Source organism: Massilia timonae (genome assembly GCF_001866515.1).
GTDB classification, from domain to species: domain Bacteria; phylum Pseudomonadota; class Gammaproteobacteria; order Burkholderiales; family Burkholderiaceae_D; genus Telluria; species Telluria timonae.
In genome coordinates, this window is the sequence record NZ_JRYB01000001.1 from 5,112,758 (window position 1) to 5,138,104 (window position 25,347).

The 25,347-nt window shown below is 66.1% G+C and carries 22 protein-coding genes; 16 read left to right on the forward strand and 6 right to left on the reverse strand.

Annotation, left to right across the window (positions count from 1 at the left end; all coding sequences use genetic code 11):
- Nucleotide 1 precedes the first annotated feature (1 nt).
- Together LO55_RS21650 and LO55_RS21655 are read left to right on the forward strand one after the other, a co-directional pair.
- On the forward strand, nucleotides 2-688 hold the full coding sequence (locus tag LO55_RS21650) for an RES domain-containing protein (RefSeq protein WP_071363068.1): 687 nt from the start codon (nucleotides 2-4) through the stop codon (nucleotides 686-688).
- Nucleotides 689-699: 11 nt separating this feature from the next.
- Complete coding sequence (locus LO55_RS21655) at nucleotides 700-1,020, forward strand: DUF2288 domain-containing protein (protein ID WP_005670238.1); 321 nt, start codon at nucleotides 700-702, stop codon at nucleotides 1,018-1,020.
- Nucleotides 1,021-1,068: 48 nt separating this feature from the next.
- Here LO55_RS21655 and LO55_RS21660 read toward each other — a convergent pair whose 3' ends face one another.
- Complete coding sequence (locus tag LO55_RS21660) at nucleotides 1,069-3,081, reverse strand: bifunctional 2',3'-cyclic-nucleotide 2'-phosphodiesterase/3'-nucleotidase (RefSeq protein ID WP_005670237.1); 2,013 nt, start codon at nucleotides 3,079-3,081, stop codon at nucleotides 1,069-1,071.
- A 123-nt stretch (nucleotides 3,082-3,204) separates the two neighbouring features.
- Between LO55_RS21660 and prfB the strand changes: the two genes are divergently transcribed.
- The 3 genes from prfB (at nucleotide 3,205) to lysS (ending at nucleotide 6,555) form a co-directional block, all read left to right on the forward strand.
- Nucleotides 3,205-4,309, forward strand: a protein-coding gene (gene prfB, locus LO55_RS21665) for a peptide chain release factor 2 (RefSeq protein ID WP_143054595.1) whose coding sequence is annotated in 2 segments (ribosomal slippage) — nucleotides 3,205-3,285 and nucleotides 3,287-4,309 — 1,104 coding nt in all. Because the reading frame shifts where the segments join, the coding sequence is not laid out codon by codon here.
- A 15-nt stretch (nucleotides 4,310-4,324) separates the two neighbouring features.
- Nucleotides 4,325-4,990 (forward strand): HAD family hydrolase, encoded by a 666-nt coding sequence (locus LO55_RS21670; protein WP_005670235.1) that lies wholly within the window; start codon nucleotides 4,325-4,327, stop codon nucleotides 4,988-4,990.
- 26 nt (nucleotides 4,991-5,016) lie between these two features.
- On the forward strand, nucleotides 5,017-6,555 hold the full coding sequence (gene lysS / locus LO55_RS21675) for a lysine--tRNA ligase (RefSeq protein ID WP_005670234.1): 1,539 nt from the start codon (nucleotides 5,017-5,019) through the stop codon (nucleotides 6,553-6,555).
- A gap of 162 nt (nucleotides 6,556-6,717) precedes the next feature.
- Here lysS and ppnN read toward each other — a convergent pair whose 3' ends face one another.
- Entirely contained in the window at nucleotides 6,718-8,124 is a 1,407-nt protein-coding gene (ppnN, locus tag LO55_RS21680; protein WP_005670233.1) for a nucleotide 5'-monophosphate nucleosidase PpnN, read from the reverse strand.
- Nucleotides 8,125-8,447: 323 nt separating this feature from the next.
- On the opposite strand from ppnN, the gene LO55_RS21685 reads away from it, so the two are divergent.
- Entirely contained in the window at nucleotides 8,448-9,896 is a 1,449-nt protein-coding gene (locus LO55_RS21685) for a peptide MFS transporter (RefSeq protein WP_441293279.1), read from the forward strand.
- 60 nt (nucleotides 9,897-9,956) lie between these two features.
- Here the strand turns inward: LO55_RS21685 and LO55_RS21690 are convergent, their stop codons facing one another.
- Nucleotides 9,957-10,856, reverse strand: coding sequence for a LysR substrate-binding domain-containing protein (locus LO55_RS21690; RefSeq protein ID WP_071363070.1), 900 nt, complete (start codon nucleotides 10,854-10,856; stop codon nucleotides 9,957-9,959).
- Between the two features lie 105 nt (nucleotides 10,857-10,961).
- Here LO55_RS21690 and LO55_RS21695 point away from each other — a divergent pair, with 105 nt between their 5' ends.
- Nucleotides 10,962-11,873 carry an NAD-dependent epimerase/dehydratase family protein gene (locus LO55_RS21695; RefSeq protein ID WP_071363071.1) on the forward strand — a complete coding sequence of 304 codons (912 nt, stop codon included), beginning with the start codon at nucleotides 10,962-10,964 and terminating at the stop codon, nucleotides 11,871-11,873.
- A 54-nt stretch (nucleotides 11,874-11,927) separates the two neighbouring features.
- On the opposite strand, the gene LO55_RS21700 is transcribed toward LO55_RS21695, so the two are convergent.
- The gene (locus LO55_RS21700) at nucleotides 11,928-14,198 is read right to left on the reverse strand and encodes an OPT family oligopeptide transporter (RefSeq protein ID WP_071363072.1); all 2,271 of its coding nucleotides are present in this window, start codon (nucleotides 14,196-14,198) and stop codon (nucleotides 11,928-11,930) included.
- A 192-nt stretch (nucleotides 14,199-14,390) separates the two neighbouring features.
- On the opposite strand from LO55_RS21700, the gene LO55_RS21705 reads away from it, so the two are divergent.
- The 9 genes from LO55_RS21705 to LO55_RS21745 all read left to right on the forward strand — a co-directional run bounded on the left by LO55_RS21705 (nucleotide 14,391) and on the right by LO55_RS21745 (nucleotide 23,327).
- On the forward strand, nucleotides 14,391-16,832 hold the full coding sequence (locus tag LO55_RS21705) for a penicillin-binding protein 1A (protein WP_229410208.1): 2,442 nt from the start codon (nucleotides 14,391-14,393) through the stop codon (nucleotides 16,830-16,832).
- A gap of 163 nt (nucleotides 16,833-16,995) precedes the next feature.
- A complete protein-coding gene (locus LO55_RS21710) occupies nucleotides 16,996-17,355 on the forward strand; it encodes a DUF1428 domain-containing protein (RefSeq protein WP_071363074.1) in 360 nt (119 codons plus the stop codon).
- 133 nt (nucleotides 17,356-17,488) lie between these two features.
- Nucleotides 17,489-17,881 carry a phosphonate transporter gene (locus LO55_RS21715; RefSeq protein ID WP_071363917.1) on the forward strand — a complete coding sequence of 131 codons (393 nt, stop codon included), beginning with the start codon at nucleotides 17,489-17,491 and terminating at the stop codon, nucleotides 17,879-17,881.
- Between the two features lie 6 nt (nucleotides 17,882-17,887).
- Complete coding sequence (locus tag LO55_RS21720; protein WP_071363075.1) at nucleotides 17,888-18,709, forward strand: hypothetical protein; 822 nt, start codon at nucleotides 17,888-17,890, stop codon at nucleotides 18,707-18,709.
- Nucleotides 18,699-20,489 (forward strand): putative bifunctional diguanylate cyclase/phosphodiesterase, encoded by a 1,791-nt coding sequence (locus LO55_RS21725; protein WP_071363076.1) that lies wholly within the window; start codon nucleotides 18,699-18,701, stop codon nucleotides 20,487-20,489. The genes LO55_RS21720 and LO55_RS21725 overlap by 11 nt, the downstream gene beginning before the upstream one ends.
- A gap of 97 nt (nucleotides 20,490-20,586) precedes the next feature.
- Nucleotides 20,587-20,850: a hypothetical protein gene (locus LO55_RS21730; protein ID WP_143054596.1), complete on the forward strand. Its 264-nt coding sequence runs from the start codon at nucleotides 20,587-20,589 to the stop codon at nucleotides 20,848-20,850.
- A gap of 123 nt (nucleotides 20,851-20,973) precedes the next feature.
- Nucleotides 20,974-21,240, forward strand: a complete 267-nt coding sequence (locus LO55_RS21735) for a hypothetical protein (protein ID WP_005670219.1) — start codon at nucleotides 20,974-20,976, stop codon at nucleotides 21,238-21,240.
- A gap of 104 nt (nucleotides 21,241-21,344) precedes the next feature.
- A complete protein-coding gene (locus LO55_RS21740) occupies nucleotides 21,345-22,328 on the forward strand; it encodes an HDOD domain-containing protein (protein WP_071363078.1) in 984 nt (327 codons plus the stop codon).
- Nucleotides 22,329-23,327 carry a 5'-nucleotidase gene (locus LO55_RS21745; protein WP_071363079.1) on the forward strand — a complete coding sequence of 333 codons (999 nt, stop codon included), beginning with the start codon at nucleotides 22,329-22,331 and terminating at the stop codon, nucleotides 23,325-23,327.
- On the opposite strand, the gene LO55_RS21750 is transcribed toward LO55_RS21745, so the two are convergent.
- Together LO55_RS21750 and LO55_RS21755 are read right to left on the reverse strand one after the other, a co-directional pair.
- The gene (locus LO55_RS21750) at nucleotides 23,281-24,600 is read right to left on the reverse strand and encodes a GDSL-type esterase/lipase family protein (protein WP_071363080.1); all 1,320 of its coding nucleotides are present in this window, start codon (nucleotides 24,598-24,600) and stop codon (nucleotides 23,281-23,283) included. The two genes, LO55_RS21745 and LO55_RS21750, sit on opposite strands and share 47 nt — an antisense overlap.
- 75 nt (nucleotides 24,601-24,675) lie before the next feature.
- Entirely contained in the window at nucleotides 24,676-25,347 is a 672-nt protein-coding gene (locus LO55_RS21755; protein ID WP_071363081.1) for a class I SAM-dependent methyltransferase, read from the reverse strand.

Below are 25,347 nucleotides of genomic sequence, written 5' to 3' on the forward strand. Positions count from 1 at the left end.
GATGGGCAATCTACGGCCACGCCTGACCCTGCTCCGCCAGAACGATACCTGCCGCCTGATCCCCTCGCGCTTCGCCGACATGGAAGACTCGGTGCTGGCGCCGCTGGCCGAGGGCGACGACGTGCTGCGGGACCTGTTCGACCTCGATAACGCCACCAACGACCGCCTGCGCGGCGAGTCCGGGCTGTTGCCGGGCATCGGCGTGGACGAGCTGGTGTTCGGCGTGCCGAACTTCCGCATCATCAATGCCGCCTTTACCTATGCGCGGCCCGAGGGCAGCCGCTTCAATGACGGCGACCGTGGCGCCTGGTATTGCGGCTTCGATGCCGAGACGTCGCTGGCCGAGGTGATCTTTCACAAGACGGTGGAATACGCCGAGATCGGCCGCTTCGACGACAGCGTCACCTACCAGTGCCTGCTGGCCGATTTCAGCGCCAGCTTCCATGACGTGCGCGGCATCGCCGCCTACGAGGACTGTCTCGACCCGGGCAGCTACGTCGCTTCGCAGGCGCTGGCCAGCGAACTCCTCGACGGCGGATCGATGGGCGTCATCTACCCCAGCGTGCGGTACACGGGCGGCACCTGCCTGGCCTGCTTCCGGCCGGCGCTGGTCGGCAATGTGCGCAAGGCGCAGACCTATCGGTTAACATGGGCGGGTTCGCCGCATCCTGCGGTCGAGATTCTTTGAACAGATTCACGATGAAAACCAAACCCGAGAAAGACACCGAACTGCACGACAAGATCAACCGCGAGACCGGCCGCATCAAGTGGAGCGAGCTGGAACGCCACTTCGCCAGCGGCTCGGTGATCTGGGTCAGCGAAGCGCTGGACCTGATCGACGTCGCCCTGCGCATCGCCCACGACGACCGCGACAGCGTGACGCGCTGGATGAACGAGGGCAGTGTGGCCAAGGTCAGCGATGCGCAGGCGCAGGCCTGGTCGGAGGCCGACGAGGTCTTGTGGGCGTCGGTGGTGAGCCCGTTCGTGCTGGTGCAGCCCGAGAAAAAGCAGCTGCATTAAAAAAACGCCGGCAGTCGCCGGCGTCTTTGCTTCACGTTGTTGCTTCGCTTACTTCGACAGGTCCACCGCGTACAAGGCCGTGCCCTTGCCGCTGCCATCGTCGGCCTTCAACTGGCTGACGTTGTCGATCCCCGCCTCCCGCGCCAGCGCGACCAGCTCCGGCGCCGAATGGAACACCACCGGCCCGGCGGTCTTCACCTGGGCAAAGCGCCAGCTGCGCGCCGCGCCCTGCGCCTTGCGGCTCAGTTCCCTGGCATTGCGGATGTAGTCGATCAGGATGTCGCGGTTATTGTCGGGCGAAGCCAGCACCACATTGCTGCCATCCAGGCCCGGGAAATCGCCGCCGCCGCTGGCGCGGTAGTTATTGGTCGCCACCAGGAATTCCTGATTGGCCTCGACCGGCTTGCCCTGGTAGGACAGTTTGCGGATGCGCTCACCCGGCGCGCGCGTCACGTCGATCTCGTAGCTCACGTCGGGCGAGGTGATGGTGTCGAAGTTAAAGCTCGGGAAGCGGCTGTTGACCAGCTCCTGCGCCTCTCGCTTCGCAGGATCGATGGTGTTGAAACGCCCCGCCGCCGTTTCCAGCCACGCCTTCAGGCCCGCGCCGTCGACCTTCACCGCATACAGCGAATTCGGGAACAGGTACAGGTCGGCCGCGTTGTTCAGGGCCAGGTCGCCGGCCGGCACGTCGGTGTAGTCGGCCACGGTCGGAAAACCGGCCTTGAATGGCGCCGTCACCGACAGCACCGGCAGCTTCGCGTACTGCGGCAGGTTGGCCTGGACGTACTTGCGGACATACTCGGCCTGGGCGCGGTTGACCACTTCCAGCGCCGATGGATCGCCGACGTCGGCGAAATAGGTCGTCATGCGAAACGCCGACCTGCCGACCGGCGTCTTGACGTAGGCGATGGTCGCCTCGTGCTCGGCGCGCACCAGCGCCGTCACTTCAGGGTCCGGCGCGACGAAGGTCTTCGGCGCGGTCTGGGTCGAACGCGCCTCGACCACGGTCTTGTCCTTCTCGACCGTCCAGTGCTTGCCGTCCGACTTCAGGTGCAGCTGGACCACGCCCAGATGCTTGCCCCACTGGCTCGGCATCACGGCGGGCACACCGTGCACCAGGCCGCGCGCCTTGTCCACGCCTGGCAGGTTGAACTGGGGCACGCTGCTGTCCTTGTTCGGGAACAGCTGGTGCGAGTGGCCCATCAGCACCACGTCGACGCCCGGCACCTTGGCCAGGTGCCAGTTGGTGTGTTCCATCTTCGGCGAATAGGCCGCGTCGTCGAGGCCCGAATGGCCCAGCACCACCACCAGTTCCGCGCCCTTGTTGCGCATCTCGGGGATGTAGCGCTCGGCGCTGGCCTTGACGTCGACCGGCTTGACGCGGCCCTCGAGCCAGCGCTTGTCCCAGGCCATGATCTCGGGCGGCGTGAAGCCGATGATGCCCACCTTGACGGTGCTCTCGACCTGCTTGCCGTCCTTGCCGGTCGCGACGATCTTCTTGTCGATGATCTTGTAGGGCGCGAACAGCGGCTGGTCGGTCTGCAGGCTGTGGATATTGGCCAGCACGATCGGGAAGTTCGGGCCGGCGCAGGGCTTGGCCTGCGGCGCGACGTCCTTGACCTGGAAGCTGCTGCCCGTGACCTGGTTCAGGAATGGCAGGCCATAGTTGAACTCATGGTTACCCACGGTACCGCCCTCGTAGCCGAGCGCGTTCATGATTTTATAGATGCCCAGCACCTGGTCGCAGGCCGGCGGCTTGACCAGCGCCTGGTAGTCGGCGAAAGCCGTGCCCTGGATCGTGTCGCCATTGTCGAGCAACAGCGTGTTGGCGAATTCCTTGCGCGCCTGCCGGATCAGCGTGGCGGTGCGATCGAAGCCGATGGAGGCGTCCGGCGCCAGCTTGTAGTAATCGTAGCCGACCACGTTCGAATGCAGGTCGGACGTCTCGAGCACGGCCAGCACGGCGGTCGCACCGCTCGGAGCCTGGGTGGCGTGGACGGGAAGGATGAGCAGCAGCGGCGCGAAGGCCATGCCAATCTGGTAACGCAAAATGCGGTTCATGGGGAATCCGGGAAACTAGACGGGGCCGATGATACGGCAGCGGCGACTCCCATGGCAATCCATACGGCCACGTCAGGTATAATCCCCGGTTCGATTCAACCAACCAATGAGACTGCCGAGACCATGGAAGCCGAACGCATCAACGCCATTTCCGCCCTGCTGAACGACCTGACCGGTCGTGAGGCCGAACTTCGGAGGTATCTTTGACTTCGATAAGAAGTCGGAGAAACTAGAACAGGTCAACCAGGAGATGGAAGACCCATCGATCTGGAACGACCCGAAGAAAGCCCAGGAAATGGGCAAAGAGAAGAAGGCGCTGGAAGGCGTCGTCCTCGTCCTCGAAAAGGCCAAGGGCGACCTGGCCGACGCTCGCGACCTGTTCGACATGGCGCGCGAAGAAGGCGACGACGACACCATCGAAGCGGTGTCGGGCGACCTCGATGAAGTGCAGAAAGTCATCGAGGCGATGGAATTCCGCCGCATGTTCAGCAATCCGATGGACCATGCGAACTGCTTCATCGACATCCAGGCCGGCGCCGGCGGCACCGAAGCCCAGGACTGGGCCTCCATGCTGCTGCGTCAATACCTGCGCTACTGCGAACGCAAGGGCTTCAAGGCCGAGATCCTCGAACAGTCCGAGGGCGAGGTCGCGGGCATCAAGACCGCCACCATCAAGGTCGACGGCGAGTATGCCTATGGCCACCTGCGCACCGAGACCGGCGTGCACCGCCTGGTGCGCAAGTCGCCGTTCGACTCGGCCAACGGCCGCCATACCTCGTTTACCTCGCTGTTCGTGTATCCGGAAGTGGATGACTCGATCGAGATCGAGATCAACCCGGCCGACGTGCGCATCGACACCTACCGCGCATCGGGCGCCGGCGGTCAGCACATCAACAAGACCGATTCTGCGGTGCGCCTGACGCACGCCCCATCGGGTATCGTGGTCCAGTGCCAGAATGACCGTTCGCAGCACCGCAACAAGGCCGAGGCCTGGGACATGCTGCGTGCGAAGCTGTACGAGCTCGAACTGCGTAACCGCATGAGCGAGCAGCAGAAACTGGAAGACTCCAAGACCGACGTCGGCTGGGGCCACCAGATCCGCTCCTATGTGCTCGACCAGTCGCGCATCAAGGACCTGCGTACCGGCTTCGAGACGGGCAATACCAAGAACGTGCTCGACGGCGATCTGGACGATTTCATCTCCGCATCCCTCAAGCAGAACGTTTAATAAGGTAGAGCCCCGATGACCACTCCCGCCCGCGCGCTGATCTTCGACATGGATGGCACCATCGTCGACAATATGGACTTCCACACCAAGGCGTGGATCACCTTCTTCGCGCGGCGCGGGAAAGTCATCGAGCCCGATGCCTTCTTTCGCGACACGGCCGGCCGCCAGGGCAAGGAAATCCTGCGCCACTACATCCGCGAAGACCTCACCGACGACGAGCTGGCGACGCTGAACCACGAGAAGGAAGATCTGTACCGCGAGCTGTACGGCCCGCACCGCGCGACCCTCCCCGGCTTCGATGCCTTCATCGAGGCCGGCCGCGCCCGCGGCTGGAAACTGGCGGTGGCCACCTCGGCTTCGCCGGGCAGCGCGCGCTTCATCCTCGACGAGATGGACTTGCGCCCCCGCTTCGACGCGGTGGTCGTCGGCACGGTCGACGTCCCGCGCGGCAAGCCGCATCCGGACGTCTTCCTGAAGGCGGCCGACCGCTGCGAGACGATGCCGGCCGGGTGCATCGTGTTCGAGGACGCGCCGCTGGGCGTGGAAGCGGCGCGCCGCGCCGGCATGCGCGCGGTGGTGCTCACCACCACCCTGCCGGCCCAGGCCTTCGCCGAGTTCGACAACGTGATCGCCGTCGTCAACGATTTCACGCAGCTGGACGTTGAGACGCTGCTGGCCTGAACCAACCAAAACTAGAATCAAATTACATGAACACCGAAAACCAAGAACAGGCTCCACTGCTGGCGGCCGACGAAAACAAGATCATGGCCGAGCGCCGCGCCAAGCTGGGTGCGATCCGCGAGAAAGGCGTCGCCTTCCCCAACGATTTCGTCCCGCAGCACAAGGCGGCCGACCTGGTCGAAATCTATGGCGGCAAGACCCGCGAAGAGCTGGAAGCCGAACCGGTCGCCGTCGTGCTGGCCGGCCGCATGATGCTGCGCCGCGAAGCGGGCAAGAAAGCCGCCTTCGCCACCCTGCAGGATAGTTCCGGCCCGGCGGCATCGGGCCGCATCCAGGTGTACATCGCCCTCGACAACGCCGGCGAGGAAGCCATGGAAGCGCTGCGCAGCTACGACCTGGGCGACATCCTGGGCGTCGAAGGCACGCTGTTCAAGACCAAGACCGACGAGCTGACCGTCAAGGTGACCGCGCTGCGCCTGATCACCAAGGCGATCCGCCCGCTGCCGGACAAATTCCACGGCCTGGCCGACCAGGAGACCAAGTACCGCCAGCGCTACGTCGACCTGATCATGAACGAAGAGACGCGCCGCACCTTCAAGGCGCGCACCGCCGCGATGTCGTCGATGCGCCGCTTCATGGAAAAGAACGGCTTCATGGAAGTCGAGACCCCGATGCTGCACCCGATCCCGGGCGGCGCCGCGGCCAAGCCCTTCATCACCCACCACAATGCGCTGGACATGGAAATGTACCTGCGCATCGCGCCGGAACTGTACTTGAAGCGCCTGGTCGTGGGCGGCTTCGACCGCGTGTTCGAGATCAACCGCAACTTCCGCAACGAAGGCGTGTCGGTCCGTCACAACCCGGAATTCACGATGATGGAATTCTACGCGGCCTATACCGACTACAAGTGGATCATGGACTTCACCGAACAGGTGATCCGCCAGGCCGCGATCGATGCCCAGGGCAGCGCGGTGCTGAGCTACGGCGGCCGCGAGCTCGACCTGTCGAAGCCGTTCCAGCGCCTGACCATCGTCGAGGCGATCGACAAGTACGCGCCGGGCTATACGCCGGAACAGCTGAACGACGCCGAGTTCATCAAGACTGAACTGAAGACCAAATTCGGCGTCAAGCCGTTCGCCACCGCCGGCCTGGGCGCGCTGCAGCTGGCGCTGTTCGAAGAGACCGCCGAAGCGCTGCTGTGGGAGCCGACCTTCATCGTCGACTATCCGGCCGAAGTCTCGCCGCTGGCGCGCGCTTCGGACACCCGCGAAGGCGTGACCGAGCGTTTCGAGCTGTTCATGGTGGGCCGCGAGATCGCCAACGGCTTCTCGGAGCTGAACGATCCGGAAGACCAGGCCGCGCGCTTCCTGGCCCAGGTGGCCGCCAAGGATGCGGGCGACGACGAGGCGATGTTCTACGACGCCGACTACATCCGCGCGCTGGAATACGGCATGCCGCCGGCCGGCGGCTGCGGCATCGGCATCGACCGCCTGATGATGCTGATCACCGACTCGCCGAATATCCGCGACGTGCTGCTGTTCCCGCACTTGCGCAAGGAAGACTGATGGATGAAAGCCGCCGAAAGGCGGCTTTTTTGTTTGTGGCGATGTCGTGGGGTGGACGGGTCTCCCGTCCACGCGTTCAAACATCGTTTGAAGGATGCTCGGTCAATCGACGCCGGTTGAACGCGTGGACGGCAAGCCATCCACCCCACGGATATGCCACCGTTACTGCACGATCGTATAGCAAGGCGTATACGCCTTGCCCGGCAATTTCATGCGGCTCTGCTCGACGAATGACGCAAGCAGCGCATCCATCGGCCCCATGATCTCGGCCTCTCCTTGAATCTCGTACTTGCCGTACTGCTCGATCGCGCGAATCCCCTCTTCCTTCACGTTCCCCGCCACCACGCCCGAGAAGGCGCGGCGCAGGTTGGCCGCCAGCAGGTGGGTCGGAATGCCGCGGTGCAGGTCGAGGTTGCGCATGTTCTCGTGCGTCGGCTTGAACGGCTTCTGGAACTCGTGGTCGATCTTGAGCCGCCAGTTGTAGTAATAGGCGTCGCTGTGCGCCTTGCGGAAGGCCCGCACCTCTTGCACGCCGGCCTGCATCGCGCGCGCCACCGCGTCCGGATCGTCGATGATGATCTGGTAGCGCCGCTGCGCCTGTTCGCCCAGGGTCACGCCGATGAATTGATCGATCTGGGTGAAGTAATCGCGCGCGGACGCCGGCCCCGTGAACACCAGCGGGAACGGGATCTCGGCATTGTCCGGATGCAGCAGGATGCCCAGGATGTACAGGATCTCCTCGGCGGTGCCGGCGCCGCCCGGGAACACGACGATGCCGTGGCCGGTGCGCACGAAGGCCTCGAGGCGTTTTTCGATGTCGGGCATGATCACCAGGTCGTTGACGATCGGGTTCGGCGACTCGGCCGCGATGATGCCCGGCTCCGAGATGCCCAGGTAACGCCCGCTGCCGAGGCGCTGCTTGGAGTGGCCGATGGTGGCGCCCTTCATCGGACCCTTCATGGCGCCCGGACCGCAGCCGGTGCAGATGTCCATCTCGCGCAGGCCGAGCGCATAGCCGACCTTCTTGGTGTAGTTGTACTCGATGCGGCTGATCGAGTGGCCGCCCCAGCACACCACCAGGTTGGGATTGCGCTGCGGCTGCAGCACGTTGGCGTTGCGCAGGATGTGGAACACGGCATCGGTGATGCCCTCGCTGCGGGTCAGGTCGAATTTGGGATTGTCGGTGACGTCGAAATTGACGAACACGATGTCGCGCAGCACCGAGAACAGGTGCTCGTGGATGCCGCGGATCATCTTGCCGTCGACGAAGGCATTGCCCGGCGCGTTGCGGATGTCGAGCTTGATGCCGCGCTCGCGCTGCAGGATGCTGATGTCGAAGGAGGCGTAGCGCTCCAGCAGCTCCTTGCCGTCGTCGATGTCGCTGCCGGTATTGAGCACCGCCAGCGCGCATTTGCGGAAGACATCGTACAGGCCGGCCTTGCCGGTCTCGAGCAACTTGGCCACCTCGGCCTTCGACAGGACTTCCAGCCGTCCTTGGGGCGAAATCAGGGTATCGACCAGTTGCAGGCTTTCGGGTGAAACGAGTGTATCGACTACGTCGTGGGTCATGGTCGGGTTTTCCTCTTCTCTTCTTAGAAACGTTACGGCCTTTACAGCAATATACGCCAAACCGCCCCGGTTCGTGCTCGCCGCACGCCCCAAAATCGTGAGGCGTGCACAGTGCGGTGCACCATCTTCGAACCGTATTAACACATCTGGAAAAAGTTTTCTTGTGATGAAGAATATGCACTAGAATGCGTGCCTATTGGAATGTTCGACCTTCGAATCGCTCCATATAACTATTACTCAGTCATTACATTTTCGGGAGGAACCGCATGAGCGGTGCAGCTACTACACCCGCCAGCCGACCTCTTCCAGAATTCAAGCAGATCATGGGCCATCCAGCACCGCTGTGGATGCTTTTCATGACCGAATTCTGGGAGCGCTTCGCTTTCTACGGCATTCGTTGGGCACTCGTCCTTTACATCGTCGCCCAGTTCTACGGCGGCGACGCGGCCGGCCAGGCCGACGCCAACCTGACCTACGGTTCCTACCTCGCGCTGGTGTATGCCGGCGCCGTCTTCGGCGGCTATGTCGCCGACCGCATCATCGGCTACCAGCGTTCGATCCTGGTCGGCGCCATCTTCATGGCGGCCGGCCTGTTCATGATTTCGATCCCGAACCATGACGTCTTCAAACTGGGCCTGGCGACCATCATCGTCGGCAACGGCCTGTTCAAACCGAACATCTCGACCATGGTCGGCCAGCTGTATGCGCTGAACGATACCCGCCGCGATTCGGGCTTCACCATCTTCTACATGGGCATCAACGTCGGCGCCTTCTTCGCGCCGATCCTGACCCAGATCCTGGCCGAGAAGGTGTTCGGCACCCAGGCCATGCCGTCGTACAAGATCGTGTTCCTGGCGTCGGGCATCGGCATGCTGATCTCGCTGTTCTGGTTCTACGTCGGCCGCAAGTCCCTGAAGGGCATCGGCGCGCCGATCGGCGACCTGGCCAATCCTAAGCGCCTGATCTTCACGATCGTCGGCGCGCTGGTCGTGATCCCGGTCATGTACCTGCTGCTGCAGGCCGGCGCCAACAACCTGCAGATCCTCCTGACCATCCTGTTCGTCGGCCTGGCCGCGATGCTGGTCATGGAAGGCATCCGCGAAGGCAAGGTTGCGCGCGACAAGACCTGGGCCATGATGATCATCTTCTTCTTCAACATCCTGTTCTGGTGCTTCTTCGAGCAGGCCGGCAGCTCGTTCACCTTCCTGGCCGATAATATCGTCGACCGCGACTTCGGCGGCTGGATCTTCCCGGTCGCCTGGTTCCAGTCGGTGAACTCGGTCGCCATCATCGTGTTCGCGCCGATCATCGCCGCGATCTGGGTGATGCTGGGCAAGCGCAACGCGAACCCGTCGATCCCGCGCAAGTTCGGTCTCGGCCTGGTGTTCAACGCGCTGGCCTTCGGCCTCCTGATGTACGCGCTGTCGCAGCTGATCAACGACAACGGCAAGATCCCGTTCTGGACCCTGTTCGCGGTCTACGTGATCCAGTCGATCGGTGAGCTGTGCCTGTCGCCGATCGGCCTGTCGATGGTGACCAAGCTGGCCCCGACCCGCCTGGTGGGCCTGGGCATGGGCGGCTGGTTCCTGTCGACCGGCATCGGCAACAACCTGTCCGGCATCTTCGCCTCGCACGTCTCGGGCGAATCCGGCATGTCGGTCGCGTCGGCACTGGGCGGCTACAGCTTCGGCTTCTGGTCGCTGCTGGGCGGCGGCGTGCTGCTGCTGCTGCTGGCGCCGGTGATCCAGAAACTGATGCACGGCGTGAAGTAAGCGCGTCCTGCTTCATTGAAAACGGCGGCCCGCGGGCCGCCGTTTTGCATTCCAAGCCGCTTATCGGTAGTCGAGATGCGCGCTCATGGCCGCCATCTCGGCCACCATCCACTCGCGGAAACGCCGCACCTTGAGCATGTGTTCCTTGTGCGGATTGGCGAGAAAGCGGTAGCCGTTCGCGAACGGCACGCTGCGGCAAGGGATCAGGCGCAGCGCGCCGGAAGCGATGTCCTGGAACGCGATCCCGTACGGCACCAGAGCCACGCCCTGCCCGGCCACCGCGGCCTGCACCAGCACGCCCCAGTGGCTGTAGGCGCGCGAGAAATCATACTCTCCCTTGAGCGCGCGGTTCTCGTTGAGCAGCTGCAGCCAGGCTTCGGGCGAGTGCACGATCAACAGGCGATGCTCGGTGAGGTCGGCCAAGGTCAGCGCCGCCTGGCCGGGCGCCAGCAGCTCCGGGCTGTAGGCCGGCACCAGCCGCTCGCGAAACAGCACCGTCGGATCGCCGTCCGTTACCGGTCCATAGCGGATCGCGACGTCGGTGCTGTCGGCCTGCAGGTCGACCGGGGCGTCGTTCGAATCGAGCCGGATGTCGAGCTCCGGATACAGTTTCGTGAAACGGTGCATGCGCGGCACCAGCCACTTGATCGCGAACGAGTGGGTGGTGGCGATGCGCAGCACCGCCTCTTCGTCGCCGCTCTGCAAGGCGGTGACCTTGGCGCGCAGCTCGCCCAGCATGCGGGCGGTGGCGATCGCCAGTTCCTGCCCTTTTTCGGTGAGCGCGATGTGGCGCGGATGCCGCACGAACAGCGCGAAGCCGATGCTCTCCTCCAGCTGCTTGACCTGGAGGCTGACCGCGGCCGGGGTCTTGTGCAACTCGTGCGCGGCCAGCTTGAAACTGCCCCAGCGCGCGGCGCACTCGAAGTCGATCAGGCCGGAAAGACTGCGTAAGGCCTTCATTTGGCTCCCATGACTAAGTTTTTCTTATTCATTGACCTGTCTTTTTCTCGTTTGATGAATTGTACTGCCGCTAGGAAAATAGTGGCGATCACACAAGGAAGCGCCATGCCCAAGAATATTCTCGTGATCGGCGGAACCCGGTTTTTCGGCAAGCTGCTGGTGCAGCGCCTGGTCCGGGCCGGCCACCACGTCACCATCGCCACCCGCGGCTACGCGCCGGATCCCTTCGGCGCGCGCATCACGCGCGTCCGGGTCGACCGCCGCAACGAACACGCCATGCGCGCCGCCTTTGGCGGCATGAAGTTCGACGTCGTCTACGACCAGATGTGCTATTCGCCGCTCGACGCGGCGATCTCGAGCCGCGTCTTCGGCGGCAACGTCGGGCGCTACGTCATGACCTCGACCATCGACGTCTACCGCGCGCTGGAACCGCAGTCGCAGGCCTTCGACGAGGAATCGCTGCACGTCGATGCCCAGCCGATCGATACCGCCTATCCATGGCACGATCCGGCGCACGCAACGGGCAGCTATGTCGCCGGCAAGGTGCAGGCCGAGGCTTATCTGTACCGCGCCGGCAGCATGCCGGTGGTGAGCGCGCGCCTCGGCCACGTGCTCGGAGGACCGGACGATTTCACCGGCCGCCTGGCCCATTATGTCGACCTGGTGCGCCAGGGCGCCGTGCTGCAGTACACCAGCGCCAAGGCGCGCACCTCCTTCCTGGAGGCGCGCGAGGCGGCCGACTTCCTGGTCTGGGCCGGCGCCCAGGACTTCACGGGGCCGGTGAACGCGGCGTCCGACGGCGCATTCTCGGCCTACGAGCTGCATGGCCGCGTGGCGGCGGCGCTGGGCGTCGCGGCGCGCACACGCAAGGTCGCCGCGGGCAGTCCGTCGCCGTTCGACCTGCTCACGCCGCTGACGCTCGACACCGGCCGCGCCACGGAACTCGGCTACCGCTTCAGCCAAGCCGACGACTGGATCGACAGCGCGATCCGCCAGCACGACCTGGCCTACGTCTGATCGACTGACCACCCAACACAACGCCGGCGCGAAGCCGGCGTTGTCGTTTCGGGTTCAGGCCTTCTTCGCCTTCTCGCGCGCCACCCAGTACAGCAGCAGCACAATGGCGCCGTACGGAATCATGCTGAGCCAGTTCGCGCTCGCCCCCGCGAAGAAGGGGTTCGAGGCCTGGGCCCAGGCGCCGATCGCGGCGTCGAAGTCGGTGAACACGCCGGCCGTGATGGCGATGATGATGCCCGCCAGCGCGCCGCCGGCGATATAGCCCGAGGCCAGCAGCACGCCCGCGCTGCGGTCGCCCGCGGCCTGGCGCTCTTCCTCATTGAGATGCGCGTTGTGCGGCAGCTTGTTGTTGCGGCGATCGGCCAGCCAGCGCACGGTGCCGCCGATCGCGATCGGCAGGGTCGCCACCAGCGGCAGGTAGACGCCGACCGAGAACGCCAGCGAGGCGATGCCCGCCATTTCCAGCACGATCGCGATCATCACGCCGAACAGCACGAGGGTCCACGGCAGTTCCTGGTCCAGGATGCCCTTGATGATGTAGGACATCAAGACCGCCTTCGGCGCATCGTACTTCTTCACCTCGGTGCCGTCCGGACGCGTGCTGTGGTGGCCGTTGATGCCCGGGTCGACCAGGTACACCACCTTGCCCGCGGCGTCGACGAAGTACTTTCCGGCCGGGCCGCCCACGGTGTCCGTCTTGTGCCAGACCTTATAGGTGTTCGGGTCGTCCTTGGCCTGCGGGCCCTGCAGCTGCGCGGTGTCGGTCAGTTTGGAGGCGTCGACCGCGAGGCCGGGCGCCACCTGCGCCGCCGGCACGTAGACGGTGCCGGCTTCGTTCAGCTTGAGCAGGATCGGTCCCAGGATCAGCGCCGAGGCGAAGGCGCCGCACAGGATCGCATACTGCTGCATGCGCGGCGTGGAGCCGACCAGGTAGCCGGTCTTGAGGTCTTGCGAGGTGGTGCCGGCATTGCTGGCGGCGATGCAGACGATGGCGCCGACCGACAGCGCGGTCACGTAGTACTGGCCGCCGGTCCAGCCCATCACCAGGAAGATCAGGCAGGTGAACAGCAGGGTCGCCACGGCCATGCCCGAGATCGGGTTCGACGACGAGCCGATCTCGCCGGTCAGGCGCGACGAGACGGTGGCGAACAGGAAGCCGAACACCAGGATCAGCACCGCGCCCAGCACGTTCATGTGCAGCGGCGTGGCCAGCGAGATGATGGCGATGATGGCCAGGCAGCCGATCATCACCCACTTCATCGGGATGTCGCGGTCGGTGCGCAGCGACTCGTCGCCTTTCGAACCCTGCCTCACGCCCGCCAGGCCGCCACGCAGGCCGTTCCAGATCGTCGGCAGCGAGCGCGCCAGCGAGATCAGGCCGCCGGCCGCCACAGCGCCGGCGCCGATATACAGGATGTACGAGGCGCGGATGTCGTCGCCCGTCATGTCGCGGATCGGGATCGTGGCCGGCGACAGCGGCACGGTCGCCAGCTCGCCGAAAAACTTGATCATCGGGACCAGCAGGAGCGAGGCCAGCACGCCGCCGGCCGCCATCGTGTAGGCGATGCGCGGGCCGATGATGTAGCCGACGCCCACCAGTTCGGGCGAGACTTCGGCGCCGATGCTGCCGGTCTTGAGCGGCGCGCCGAACTCGAAGTTGATGGTGTCGCGCCAGCCCTTGAACGACACGCTCAGGGTCTTGTACAGGATGCCGATGCCGAAGCCGCCGAAGATCAGCATCGCGCGCCGCTTCGCCGTCTTCATGGCCTCGCTGCCTTCCGCGCTCGCCGAATCGCGCACTTCGCCGGCAGCCTCGCGCGAGACGTCGGTGGCGGCGGCCTTGAGCACCTCGGCGCAGGCCGTGCCTTCCGGGTATTTCAGTTCGCGGTGCTGGTCGACGATCAGCGTGCGGCGCAGCGGGATCATCATCAGGATGCCGAGCAGGCCGCCCAGCACGCCGACCAGCATCACGCGCGAGATCTCGAGGTCGAAACCGAGGATCATGATGGCCGGCATGGTCACGCCCAGGCCGAAGGCCAGCGATTCGCCGGCCGAACCGGCGGTCTGGGCCACGCTGTTTTCGAGGATCGTCGATTCGCGCGCGCCGAGCTTCTTCGCCATGCCGAACAGGGTGATCGCGATCACCGCCACCGGGATCGATGCGCTGACCGTCAGGCCCACCTTCAGCACCAGGTAGAGCGAGGAGGCGCCGAAGATCATGCCCAGGATGACGCCCATGATCAGGGCGCGCGGGGTCATTTCGGGCAGCTGGGCGGTGGCGGGGATATAGGGCTTGAAGCCCACCGGTTTCGAGTCGAATGGCATGGAATTCCTTCGTTGCGGATGCGGCCCGCCATGCCGGCGGCGGACCAAAGCGAGAATATCGCACATGCACGAACGGAAAGAAAGCGCCGATTGAAAGCGATTATAATCGCCCGCTCATGGCCGTAAATATGGCGCAATAGCGAGAGTAAGGCAGTGAGCGACACCGACAAGAAGTCTGGACACCCAATCCGCATGAAACACCTTCGTGCGTTCATCCTGATCGTGCTGGCAACCGTGCTGCTGGTCGGCGCCGGCGCCGTGGTCTACGTGATGACGGCGATCCTGCCCAAGGTGCCGCCGATCGATGCCGTGACCGACTACCGTCCCAAGATCCCGCTGCGCATCTACACCGCCGACAATGTGCTGATCGGCCAGTTCGGCGTCGAGCACCGCGACTTCGTGCCGATCGCGAAGATCCCTCCCATGATGAAGACCGCCGTGCTGGCGATCGAGGACACGCGTTTCTATGAACACGGCGGCATCGACTTCATCCGCGCGCTGGGCGCGGCGCGCGCCAACCTGCGCGGCGGCTTCCGGCAAGGCGCGTCGACCATCACGATGCAGGTGGCGCGCAACTTCTTCCTCACCAACGAGAAGACCATCGCGCGCAAGCTCACCGAAATCGCGCTGGCCTACAAGATCGAGGACTCGCTCACCAAGGACCAGATCCTCGAGCTGTACATGAACCAGATCTACCTGGGCCAGCGCTCGTATGGCTTCTCGAGCGCGGCGCGCAGCTATTTCGGCAAGACGCTCGACCAGCTCACGCTGGCCGAGACCGCGATGCTGGCCGGCCTTCCCCAGAACCCGGCGCGCACCAATCCGGTGTCCAATCCCAAGCGCGCGCAGGCGCGCCAGCACGCCATCCTCAAGCGCCTGCTGGAACTGGGCGAGATCGATGAAGCCCGGTACCGTCAGGCCTTGGCCGAACCGCTGCGCGTCAAGCACGACGCCGGCCAGTCCTTCGACACCCGCGCCGAATACGTGGCCGAGCTGGCGCGCCAGGCGGTCTACCAGCAATTCGGCGAAGACTCGTACACGCGCGGCATCACCGTCACCACGACCATCCTGGCGGCCGAGCAGAACGCCGCCTACGACTCGGTGCGGCGCAACGTGCTGGCCTACGACCAGCGCCATGGCTACCGCGGCCCGGAAGCGCGCATCGTGTTGCCGCTCGACGCCGAGGAACGCGAGGAAGCGATCGTCGACGCGCTGCAGAAGCGCCCCGGCAGCGACGGCCTGCTGCCGGCCGCCGTGCTCGAGGCGAGTGCGCAGGAAGTGCTGGTCGATACGCTGGAGGGCGAAGAAGTCGCCATCCGCGGCGCCGGCCTGAAGTTCGCGGCCAACGCCTTGTCCGCCAAGGCGCGCGAGAACGTCAGGATCACCCCAGGCGCCATCGTCCGCATCAGCAAGCGCACTGACAAAGACAGGGATGGCGACTGGGCGATCACCCAGGTGCCGCAAGTGGCCGCGGCCTTCGTCGCGATCGACGCCGACACCGGGGCCTACCATGCGCTGGTGGGCGGCTTCGACTACAACCTGCAGAAGTTCAACCACGTGACCCAGGCCTGGCGCCAGCCGGGATCGAGCATCAAGCCCTTCGTGTATTCGGCGGCGCTGGAAAAAGGCTATTCGCCGACCACCCGCATCCTGGACGAGCCGATCGAGCTGCCCGGCGCCACGCTCGACACGCCCTGGACGCCGCAGAACGACGACGGCGTGTTCGACGGCGAGGTCACGCTGCGCCAGGCGCTGGTGAAATCGAAGAACGTGCCGACGGTGCGCGTGCTGCGCGCCGTGTCGGTCGACTTCGCCCACCAGTACCTGGAGCACTTCGGCTTCGACCTGGCGCGCCACCCGAAGAACTACACGATGGCGCTCGGCACCGGCGCCGTCACGCCGCTGCAGCTGGCCGGCGGCTATGCGGTGTTCGCCAACGGCGGCTACCGGGTCAAGCCCTACCTGATCGCGCGCATCCAGGACGGCAACGGCGCCGTCATCCTCGAGACCGCGCCGCCCCAAGCGAAGAACGAAGCCAATCGCGCAATCACCGCGCGCAACGCCTTCGTGGTCGACAGCATGCTGCGCGACGTGGCCCGCTTCGGCACCGCCGCCGGGGCCACCAGACAGCTGGGCCGGCAAGACCTGGCCGGCAAGACCGGCACCACCAACGATGCCGTCGACGGCTGGTTCGCCGGCTATGCGGGCAATGTGGTGGCGGTGTCGTGGATGGGCTATGACGAACCGCGTTCGCTGGGCGGGCGCGAGTTCGGCTCGACGCTCGCCATGCCGATCTGGATCGACTACATGCGGGCGGCGCTGGCCAAGGCGCCGCCCGTGGAACGCACCGCGCCCGAGGACGTGGTGCACGACGGCGAAGACTGGATCTACCCGGAATTCATCGACGCCGGCGAGACGCGCACGATCGACATCGAGCAGGCGCCCGTCGAGCAGCCGCTGGACATCCCGCCTGGCAGCCAGGAAGTGCCGCCCGACGCCTCGCCGTTCGACGAACGGCCGGCGATCGAGGCCCTGCCGCCGGTTGCGCCCGCCCCTACGCCCGCCCCCGTGCCCGCGCCGGCCGCCGGGCCACCGCCGCCAAATCCGCCACCGGCGCAAAACCCTTTGTGGTAATCCATGTGGTAATCTCTCCAGTTCCCGGCCAGCAGTCCGACGGCCGGAACAGGTGTGGTCCGCGCACGTTCTCAGCAACACATTCTCAGCAACACATTCTCAGCAACATATTCTCAGCAACACCTCACGCATCACTTCATGCATCACCTCACAGGAGATCATCATGGCGTATGTCGACGGTTTTGTTCTTCCCCTTCCCAAATCGAAACTCGACCAATACCGGGCCCAGGCCGAGCTGTCGGGCCGCGTATGGCGCGACCACGGCGCGCTCGAATACCGCGAATGGATCGCGGACGACGTCAAGCCGGGCGAACACACCTCGTTCCCACAGAGCGTCAAGCTGGAGGACGGCGAGACCGTCATCCTGGCCTGGGCGGTGTATGAATCGCGCAGCCACCGCGACGCCGTGCTCGAAAAAGTGATGCAAGACCCGCGCATGGCCGACATGATGAAACCGGGTGGCGTACCGTTCGACGGCAAGCGCATGTTCTTCGGCGGATTCGAAAACCTGGTCGATCTGTAAGTACCGGGTGTGTCGGAATGGCACGCCGATCGAAAATGTGACGCGACAAAGGCGCGCACGATTGACACCGCGCCTTTTCACATGCCAACATATGTTTCTCATATTCAATAGCCGCGTCCCGGCTTCCGACACCATGACCGTTACGCCCCTCGCGTTCGACGCTCCCGACCTGGCTGCGCGCCTCGACCAATGCACGCCGGAACAGCTCGACGCGCTCGACTTCGGCGTCATCGGCTTCGGCGGCGACACCAACGTCACGCTGTACAACGCCTTCGAATCCCAGGCGGCCGGCCTGTCGCCCCAGCGGGTGCTGGGCCAGCCCCTGTTCACGAACGTCGCGCCCTGCATGAACAATTTCATGGTGGCGCAGCGTTTCGAAGACGCCCAGGAAGACAACAGCGTGCTGGACGACACAATCGACTACGTCCTGACCCTGCGCATGCGTCCGGTCAAGGTCGCGCTGCGCCTGCTGTCGACCCCCGGTGCAAGCCGGCGCTACGTGCTGGTCCAGCGCCAGCCACGGTAAGCCTGGATGAGCCGCGATGCACACGATTTCGGCGCCGAGCACGAGGCGCTGATCCAGTTCCTGTACCTGGCGCCGGTGGGCCTGGTGCAGACGAACGTCCAGGGCGACGTCACCATGATGAACCCGGTCGCGGCCCAGCTCCTGATGCCGCTGTCGCATGACGGCGGCCTGGACAACCTGTTCACGGCACTGGCCAGGGTGGCGCCCGAGCTGCGCGAGCGCACCGCACGGCATGACGAACCCTACGGCAAGATCTGCGACGGCCTGCACGTCTACCTGGAAGCCGGCGCCGGCGCCAGGCGCGCGCCGCAGATCCTGGCGCTCACCCTGCTCAAGCTCGATCCCGAACGCGTGATGGCGGTGATCAACGACATCACCGAACAGGTGCGGCGCGAGCGCCGGCTGCGCCAGAGCGACGCCTGGATGAACGCCATCCAGCTCGGGGTCCAGGATTACGCCCTTGCCAGCCTGGACTTGCAGGGGCGGCTGTGCGACTGGAACGAGACGATCGGGCGCGTCACCGGCTTCGGCCCTGAAACCGTGGGCCGACCGTTCACGATCTTCTACCCGGCCGGCACCATCGCCCTCGAATACCGCCAGGACTGCCTGAGCAAGGCGGACGCCAGCGGGTGGTCGCTCGACGAGGGGCGCCGCCTGCGCGCCGACGGCCGTATGTTCTGGGGTAGCACGCTGATCGCGCCGCTGCCCGATCGCGAGCCGCTGGCTGGAGAATCCGGCGACGGCGCGGCCTATTGCCTGATCCTGCGCGATCTCGGCCAGGCACGCCAGACGAGCGCGCGCAACGAGGAGAACGCCCATGCAGCATGAGCCGGTCGATGCGTACGAAACGCTGGTGCAGTTCCTGTACCGGGCCCCGATCGGGCTGGCGCAGACCACGCTCGACGGCACCGTCGAGATGCTCAATCCGATGGCCTCGAACCTCCTGATGCCGCTCGCCACCGACGCCGGCCTGGACAACCTGTTCGACGTGCTGGCGCCGGTCGCGCCGCAGTTGTCGGCGATGGTCGAGGCCTTCATCGAGCCTTCCGGCATGATCTGCGAAGGCCTGCGCCTGCCGGTCGGCGTGCACCACGCCGCCAGCGGCTCGCTGCAGGTGCTGTCGTTGAACCTGACCAAGCTCGACCCCGAGCGCCTGATGGCCACCGTGGCCGACGCCACCTTCGAAGTCCAGCGCGAGCAGGAGATGCTGTCGCGCCGCCTGCGCAGCGCCGCCCGCACCGACAGCCTGACCCGCATGCCCAACCGCGCGGCGGTGCGCGAAGAGCTGCAACGCCTGCTGGCACGGCCGCAGGACGGACTCGGCTTCGCGGTGCTCACCCTGAACTGCGATCGCTTCCGCCAGCTCAACGACAGCCTGGGCCAGGCCGGCGGCGACCAGCTGTTGATGCACATGGCCGACCGCCTGCGCGGCGCCCTGCGCCCGCCCACCACGATGATCGAGCCGGCCGCCCGCAGCGGCCAGCTGGCGGCGCGCATCGGCGGCGACGAATTCGTCGTGGTGCTGGACGGCCTGCGCGCGCGGCACGACGCCGAGCGCGTCGCGCTGCGCCTGCTGGAAGCACTCGCCCATCCCTATGTGATCGGCGGCCACGAGATCGTGTGCAGCGCCAGCCTGGGGCTGGCCTGGGGGCCGGATGCGCTGGCGCTCGATGTGCACGATGAGCACGATGAGTACGATGAGTACGATCCCGACAGCCTGCTGCGCGACGCCGGCATCGCGATGGTCGAGGCCAAGCGCGCCGGCGGCAACCGCCATGCCGTGTTCGAAGCCTGCATGCGCGAGCGCGCGGCGCGGCGCGCCGACATCGAGGCCGACCTGCGCCAGGCCCTGGCCGAGGAACAGCTGTTCGTGGTCTACCAGCCGGTGGTGCGCCTGCTGCCGGACGGCGGCGTCGATCGCGCCGCCGGCGTCGAGGCGCTGGTGCGCTGGCGCCATCCGCAGCGCGGCGTCGTGCCGCCGGTCGAATTCATCCAGGTGGCGGAAGAGTGCGGCCTGATCGGCGCGCTGGGCGACTTCGTGCTGGCGCGCGCCTGCCGCGACTTCATGGACTGGCAGGCACGCCTTGGCGCCGCGGCGCCGGGCCTGATGGCGGTCAACCTGTCACGCGCCCAGCTCGGCCAGGCCGGCTGGGTCGACAGCGTCGCCGCCGTGCTGGCCGCGACCGGGATGCCGGCCGCCAGCCTGCAGCTCGAAGTCACCGAAAGCCTCGCGGCCCAGGACCAGGACACGCAACTGCGCCTGCACGAGCTGAAGGCGCTCGGCGTCAAGCTCGCGCTGGACGATTTCGGCACCGGCTACTCGTCGCTGTCGAGCCTGCACCTGCTGCCGGTGGACACGGTCAAGATCGACCGCTCCTTCGTGTGCCAGGCCGACACCAGCTCGCACCACCGGGTGCTGATCGAGGCCACCGTGAAGGTCGCCCAGAGCCTGGGCATGACGACCGTGGCCGAAGGCATCGAGACCCGCTCACAGCTCGACGTGGTGCGCGACCAGCGCTGCGACAAGGTGCAGGGATATTACTTCAGCCGGCCATTGCCGGCGGCGGAACTGCTCGACTGGCTCGCCTTGGAAACAGCCACGGCCTGATAAGGTGGATTCCTACAGGGGTATCCGATGTGTTCCTATTCTCGCGTCCCGGCGGCGTTGCGAGAATACAAACATTCAAGCACCCAAGGAGAACACCATGAAACGCACCGTTCAAAGCGCAGTTCTCGCCGGCATGATGGCATTTGGCCTGGCCGCCTGCAACACGACCGACACCACGACCGATTCGATGCGCGGCAGCACCGGCACCGGCGCGGCCACCGGCAGCGGGGTGCAAACCCCGAGCACCAACGGCGGCGCAAACAGCTGGAATTCGGGCGCGAACGGCGCCAGCGGCGTCAATGCCGCCGCGGGCACCACCAGCAACAACCAGCAGACCACGGACATGCCTGTCAGCCGCTGAGTCGCAGCGTCTGGATCAGGCAATGCGTGAGCCTGATCCTACAGGTATTGACGTTGTCTTCCTATTTCATGTGTACGGCTGACCTCGCATGATGAGCAACCTCACCAATCAAGGAGAAGCACGATGAAGACGATCCAGACCGTACTGCTGGGCGGCGTGATGGCCTTTGCCCTGGCCGCCTGCAACACCACCGACTCGACCGGCACCACCAGCGGTTCCTCGTCCATGGGCACGACCCAGGCTGGTTCGACCGGCAACCCGACCGTCGATGCACAGATGGGCATCAGCCCGAACGACGTGCAGAATACCGGTCCGGCCAACGCCACCGGCAGTGCCTCGACCCCGACCAATACCGGTCACACGACCACCGGCTCGAACAACGGCCAGTAAGCGTTGCAACAGCAAACGGCCCGGCGCCGCGCAAGCGGCGGCCGGGCCGTTTGCTGTTCGCTGTAGAATGGAATCATGCCCACTTCGCTGAACTTCGCACGCCCATGAAACGCTGGCTCGCCCGCCTGTTCGGCACGCGCGACGCGGGCGTACCGATCGCCGTTCCTGCCGACATCGCGGGAAATCGTCCCGGCGCCGCCGCCGACGATCCGACACTGGCGCAATTCGACCTCGATCTCGCTTTCTTCCACTGGCTGGCCGGCCCGCACGTGACAGGGCGTCCCGCCCCCGACGGCCCCGTGCTCGACGAGCTGGCGCGCCTGGCGCGCGATCCGCACGGCGCGGCGGCGCTGGTGCCGCGGGTGCCCGCCGTGATTCCGCAACTGCTGCGCAGCCTGCGCTCGGATGCGACGGGCGCCGGCGCGCTGGCGCGCCAGGTGGCCCAGGACCCGGTGCTGGTCGCCGAGGTGATCCGCGAGGTGAACAGCCCTTATTACCAGCCCGCGTCCCCCATCCGCAGCCTCGAGGGCGCGGTGCTGCTGCTGGGGCAGAACGGCTTGCGCATGTTGCTGGCGCGGGTCGCCTTTCGACCGATCATCAGCCAGCAGGCCGGACCGCTGCTGCGGCTGCTCGCGCCGCCACTGTGGCGCCAGTCCGAACTGTGCGCGCAGGCCGCCGGCCTGCTGGCGCCGCGTCACGGGGCCGATCCCTTCGAGGCCTATCTGGCGGGCCTGATGCACAACGTCGGGCTGATGGTGGCCTTTCGCGTGGTCGAGCAGCTGGTGCCGCCGGGCGCCCTGCCCGACGCCGATGACTTCGGCGCGCGCCTGGTGGCGGCGGCGCGCCTGATCTCAGCCCGTATCGCCGACGAGTGGGAACTGCCGCCGGCGATCGGCCACGCGATCGCGCACCCCGCCGACGCCGGCGCCCTGCCGACCCTGCTGCAGGACGCCGACCGGCTGGCCAAGCTGCAGATGCTGGCCATGGGCGGCCAGCCCCTGTTCGTGCGCGCCGTGCTCGCGCTGGCGCCCGAGGCGCGCCACGTCTACGACCGACTCCTCGAACAATCCGACCGACAGGACGCCTGAATGCCCTTTCCCATCGAAGAAAAGCTCGTGATCGGCGTTGCCTCCAGCGCGCTGTTCGACCTGTCCGAATCGCACCAGGTCTATCTCGAACATGGGCCCGACGAGTACCGCACCTACCAGGAACGCCAGCGCGACGTCGTGCTGGCGCGCGGCGTGGCCTTTCCGTTCATCCGGCGCTTCCTCAGCATCAACAAGTGCTTCCCGCAGCAGGCGCCGGTCGAAGTCGTCCTGTTCTCGCGCAACTCGCCCGAGACGGGGCTGCGCGTGATGCGCTCGATGGCCCACTACGGGCTCGATATCTCGCGCGCGGTGTTCATGACCGGCAAATCGCCCTACCCCTACCTGCCGGCCTTCAACGCCGCGCTGTTCCTGAGCGCGAACGAGGAAGACGTCAAGAGCGCGATCGAGGTCGACTATCCGGCCGGCCTGGTGCTGCCCTCGCGCATCGCCGACGAGGAAGACGACATCGAGCTGCGGGTGGCCTTCGACTTCGACGGCGTGCTGGCCGACGACGAATCCGAGACGGTTTACAAGCGCGACGGCCTGGGCGAGTTCCACGCCCACGAGACGCTGCACGTGGCGCGCCCTCACCAGCCCGGCCCGCTGGCCGGCATGTTCCGCAAGCTGGCCATGCTGCAGCAACTCGAAAAGGCCGCCGAGCGCGACGACCCGGACTACCGCCGCATCGTGCGCATCGCCATCATCACGGCGCGCAGCGCGCCCGCGCACGAGCGCGTCGTCACCACCCTGGGCAGCTGGGGCGTATCGGCCGACGAGACCTTCTTCCTGGGCGGGATGGACAAGAGCCGCGTGCTGTCGGTGTTCAAGCCGCATATCTTCTTCGACGACCAGCTCGCCCACCTCGACTCCGGACCCGGCGCCACGATCCCGATGGTGCACGTGCCGTTCGGGATCGCGAACCGGCGCGCGGCCGATACGGTGTCCGCAGCGCCTACAGCCGGGGCAACGCCAGCAGGCGCTCCAGCTCCGGCTGCATAGCCCTGGCCCAGATGGCATAGCCGGCCTCGTTCGGGTGCAGCCAGTCCGGCATCACGTTCGCCGGCAGGCTGCCGTCCGGCGCCAGGAACGCCTTGTTCACGTCGAGGTAGAACACCTGGCGTCCGTCGGCCAGCGCCGGTAGGCGCGCATTGACCTGTTCATTCAGGCGGCGCAGCGGGCCGTCCGCCTTTGCATCGCGCGGGAAGATCGCCAGCAGCAGGATGCGGGTGCGCGGCAGGCGCTTCTTGAGTTCTTCCAGATTGCGCGCGATGCCGGCCGCCGTGATGGCGGGGAAGTCGCGCCGATGCCCCGTGTTGTTGGTGCCGATCAGGAGCACCGCCACCTTCGGATCGATGCCATCCACTTCGCCGTGCTGCAGGCGCCACAGCACGTTCTCGGTGCGATCGCCCCCGAAGCCGAGGGCCAGCGCATGATGGCGCGCATAGTTCTGCTGCCACACCTGCGCGCCTTCCTTTTCCCAGCCCTGGGTGATCGAATCGCCGATGAAGACCAGTTGCGGGCTGCGGCCCTCGGCCACCATGCGCCGGGCCTCTTCCAGCTTCTGCCGGTGGCGCGGCAGCCACCAGTCGGTCGACCACGATTCGTTGAGGGTGTCGGGCGTGACGGCCACCGTGCGCCAGTCGGGGCATGGGGTATTGGGCGTGCCGGCCTGGGAGAACGCCACATTGGCGACGCCGACCTGGCCGCTGCCGGTGCCCTCCAACAAGAAGGGGCGCGTCACCGACCGGAAATCGTCGCCGTCGCGCGCGAAGCACGACATCGACAGCACGATGCGCTGCCAGCCCTTGCCCTGGGCCGCGCGTCCCGGCAACACGTAGGACACGTGGCGCTCGCAGTCGTCGCCGCAACCGACCCGGAACAGGATCCCGCCCTGGTCCAGCGCATCGACCTTGAGGTCGAAGGCCAGGGTGCCGGCCGCCAGGTAGGGCCGCAGGTCGAACGACGGGCCGGCAAAGCGCACGCCGCTTTTCCAGATCCTGTTCCAGCGCAGGGTCAAGGCCTTGCCGCCGCCCGGCCCTTCGCCGCGCGCCAGTTCGATCGCGCTGCCGGGGAATGTGTCGCGGATGCCCGCAGCGGCGTCGACGCGTTCGCCCAGCAGGACATGCTCGGTATCGGGAGCGACCGCCGATATGGTCACGCCCTGACGCGGCGCGCCGTCGAACAAGACCAGGTCGACGGGCGGCGCCGCATGCGCCAGCGCGGGCAGCATGGATGCGATCGATAGGGATACGGCGGCCAGGCCTGCGCGCATGAAGATCTCCTGTATTTATTTTGTGGAAACAGGATCATGCGCGACTTTCAGCCCGACCACAACCACTGCGCTTCTTCAGGCGCGGCAGATCCAGCCGCGAAACACGCCCCCGACATAGAACACGTCGATATCGTCGAAGCCGGCCTCGCGCAGCAGCGCCTCGTCTTCCTGCGGCGCCAGCACCGGCAGGCTGGCCGCGATGCCCTCGCGCCGCTGGCGCGCCATCTCCGGCGCCACCCCGCCGGCCACCGCGAAGGCCTCGTCACGCGCCATCCAGCGCGCGCGTTCTTGCGCCCCCGCCGCGACGCTCATGTGCATGACGACGAAGGGGCTGCCGGGCTTGAGCCGGGCATGGATCGCAGCGAGGGCATGGCGGCGCTCGGCGACCGGCATGAAATGCATGGTCAGCAGGCAGGCGGCGGCATCGAACGGGCCGATTGGCGCGGCGTCGACGTAGCCCTGGTGCAGGCGCACCCGGTCGCCGTGCGCCGCGACCAGTTGCCGCGCCAGCTCGAGCATCGCGGCTGACGGATCGACGCCGTCGAAGGTCCACGCCGGCTGGCCGTCCGCGAACGCCTTCAGTTCCAGGCCGCCGCCGGCGCCCAGCACCAGCACCCGCGCATCAAACGGCGCGCGCTCGGCCAGCAGGACCCGCGCCATGCGCTGCATGTCGGCGAAGCCGGGGACGAATTTCGGCGGGCCTTCGTGGTAGCGCGCCACCATCGCCGGATCGTGAAAATGGGACAT

Excerpts from the sequence above, each read along its gene's own strand:
- LO55_RS21660 (WP_005670237.1), bottom strand. The coding sequence starts at position 3,081 with ATGAACCGCATTTTGCGTTACCAGATTGGCATGGCCTTCGCGCCGCTG.
- LO55_RS21710 (WP_071363074.1), top strand. The coding sequence starts at position 16,996 with ATGGCGTATGTCGACGGTTTTGTTCTTCCCCTTCCCAAATCGAAACTC.
- LO55_RS21695 (WP_071363071.1), top strand. The coding sequence starts at position 10,962 with ATGCCCAAGAATATTCTCGTGATCGGCGGAACCCGGTTTTTCGGCAAG.
- LO55_RS21750 (WP_071363080.1), bottom strand. The coding sequence starts at position 24,600 with ATGCGCGCAGGCCTGGCCGCCGTATCCCTATCGATCGCATCCATGCTG.
- LO55_RS21685 (WP_441293279.1), top strand. The coding sequence starts at position 8,448 with ATGGGCCATCCAGCACCGCTGTGGATGCTTTTCATGACCGAATTCTGG.
- LO55_RS21730 (WP_143054596.1), top strand. The coding sequence starts at position 20,587 with ATGAAACGCACCGTTCAAAGCGCAGTTCTCGCCGGCATGATGGCATTT.
- LO55_RS21745 (WP_071363079.1), top strand. The coding sequence starts at position 22,329 with ATGCCCTTTCCCATCGAAGAAAAGCTCGTGATCGGCGTTGCCTCCAGC.
- LO55_RS21735 (WP_005670219.1), top strand. The coding sequence starts at position 20,974 with ATGAAGACGATCCAGACCGTACTGCTGGGCGGCGTGATGGCCTTTGCC.
- LO55_RS21755 (WP_071363081.1), bottom strand. The coding sequence starts at position 25,347 with ATGTCCCATTTTCACGATCCGGCGATGGTGGCGCGCTACCACGAAGGC.
- LO55_RS21650 (WP_071363068.1), top strand. The coding sequence starts at position 2 with ATGGGCAATCTACGGCCACGCCTGACCCTGCTCCGCCAGAACGATACC.
- LO55_RS21655 (WP_005670238.1), top strand. The coding sequence starts at position 700 with ATGAAAACCAAACCCGAGAAAGACACCGAACTGCACGACAAGATCAAC.
- lysS (WP_005670234.1), top strand. The coding sequence starts at position 5,017 with ATGAACACCGAAAACCAAGAACAGGCTCCACTGCTGGCGGCCGACGAA.
- LO55_RS21705 (WP_229410208.1), top strand. The coding sequence starts at position 14,391 with ATGAAACACCTTCGTGCGTTCATCCTGATCGTGCTGGCAACCGTGCTG.
- LO55_RS21720 (WP_071363075.1), top strand. The coding sequence starts at position 17,888 with ATGAGCCGCGATGCACACGATTTCGGCGCCGAGCACGAGGCGCTGATC.
- LO55_RS21715 (WP_071363917.1), top strand. The coding sequence starts at position 17,489 with ATGACCGTTACGCCCCTCGCGTTCGACGCTCCCGACCTGGCTGCGCGC.
- LO55_RS21725 (WP_071363076.1), top strand. The coding sequence starts at position 18,699 with ATGCAGCATGAGCCGGTCGATGCGTACGAAACGCTGGTGCAGTTCCTG.
- LO55_RS21700 (WP_071363072.1), bottom strand. The coding sequence starts at position 14,198 with ATGCCATTCGACTCGAAACCGGTGGGCTTCAAGCCCTATATCCCCGCC.
- LO55_RS21690 (WP_071363070.1), bottom strand. The coding sequence starts at position 10,856 with ATGAAGGCCTTACGCAGTCTTTCCGGCCTGATCGACTTCGAGTGCGCC.
- ppnN (WP_005670233.1), bottom strand. The coding sequence starts at position 8,124 with ATGACCCACGACGTAGTCGATACACTCGTTTCACCCGAAAGCCTGCAA.
- LO55_RS21740 (WP_071363078.1), top strand. The coding sequence starts at position 21,345 with ATGAAACGCTGGCTCGCCCGCCTGTTCGGCACGCGCGACGCGGGCGTA.
- LO55_RS21670 (WP_005670235.1), top strand. The coding sequence starts at position 4,325 with ATGACCACTCCCGCCCGCGCGCTGATCTTCGACATGGATGGCACCATC.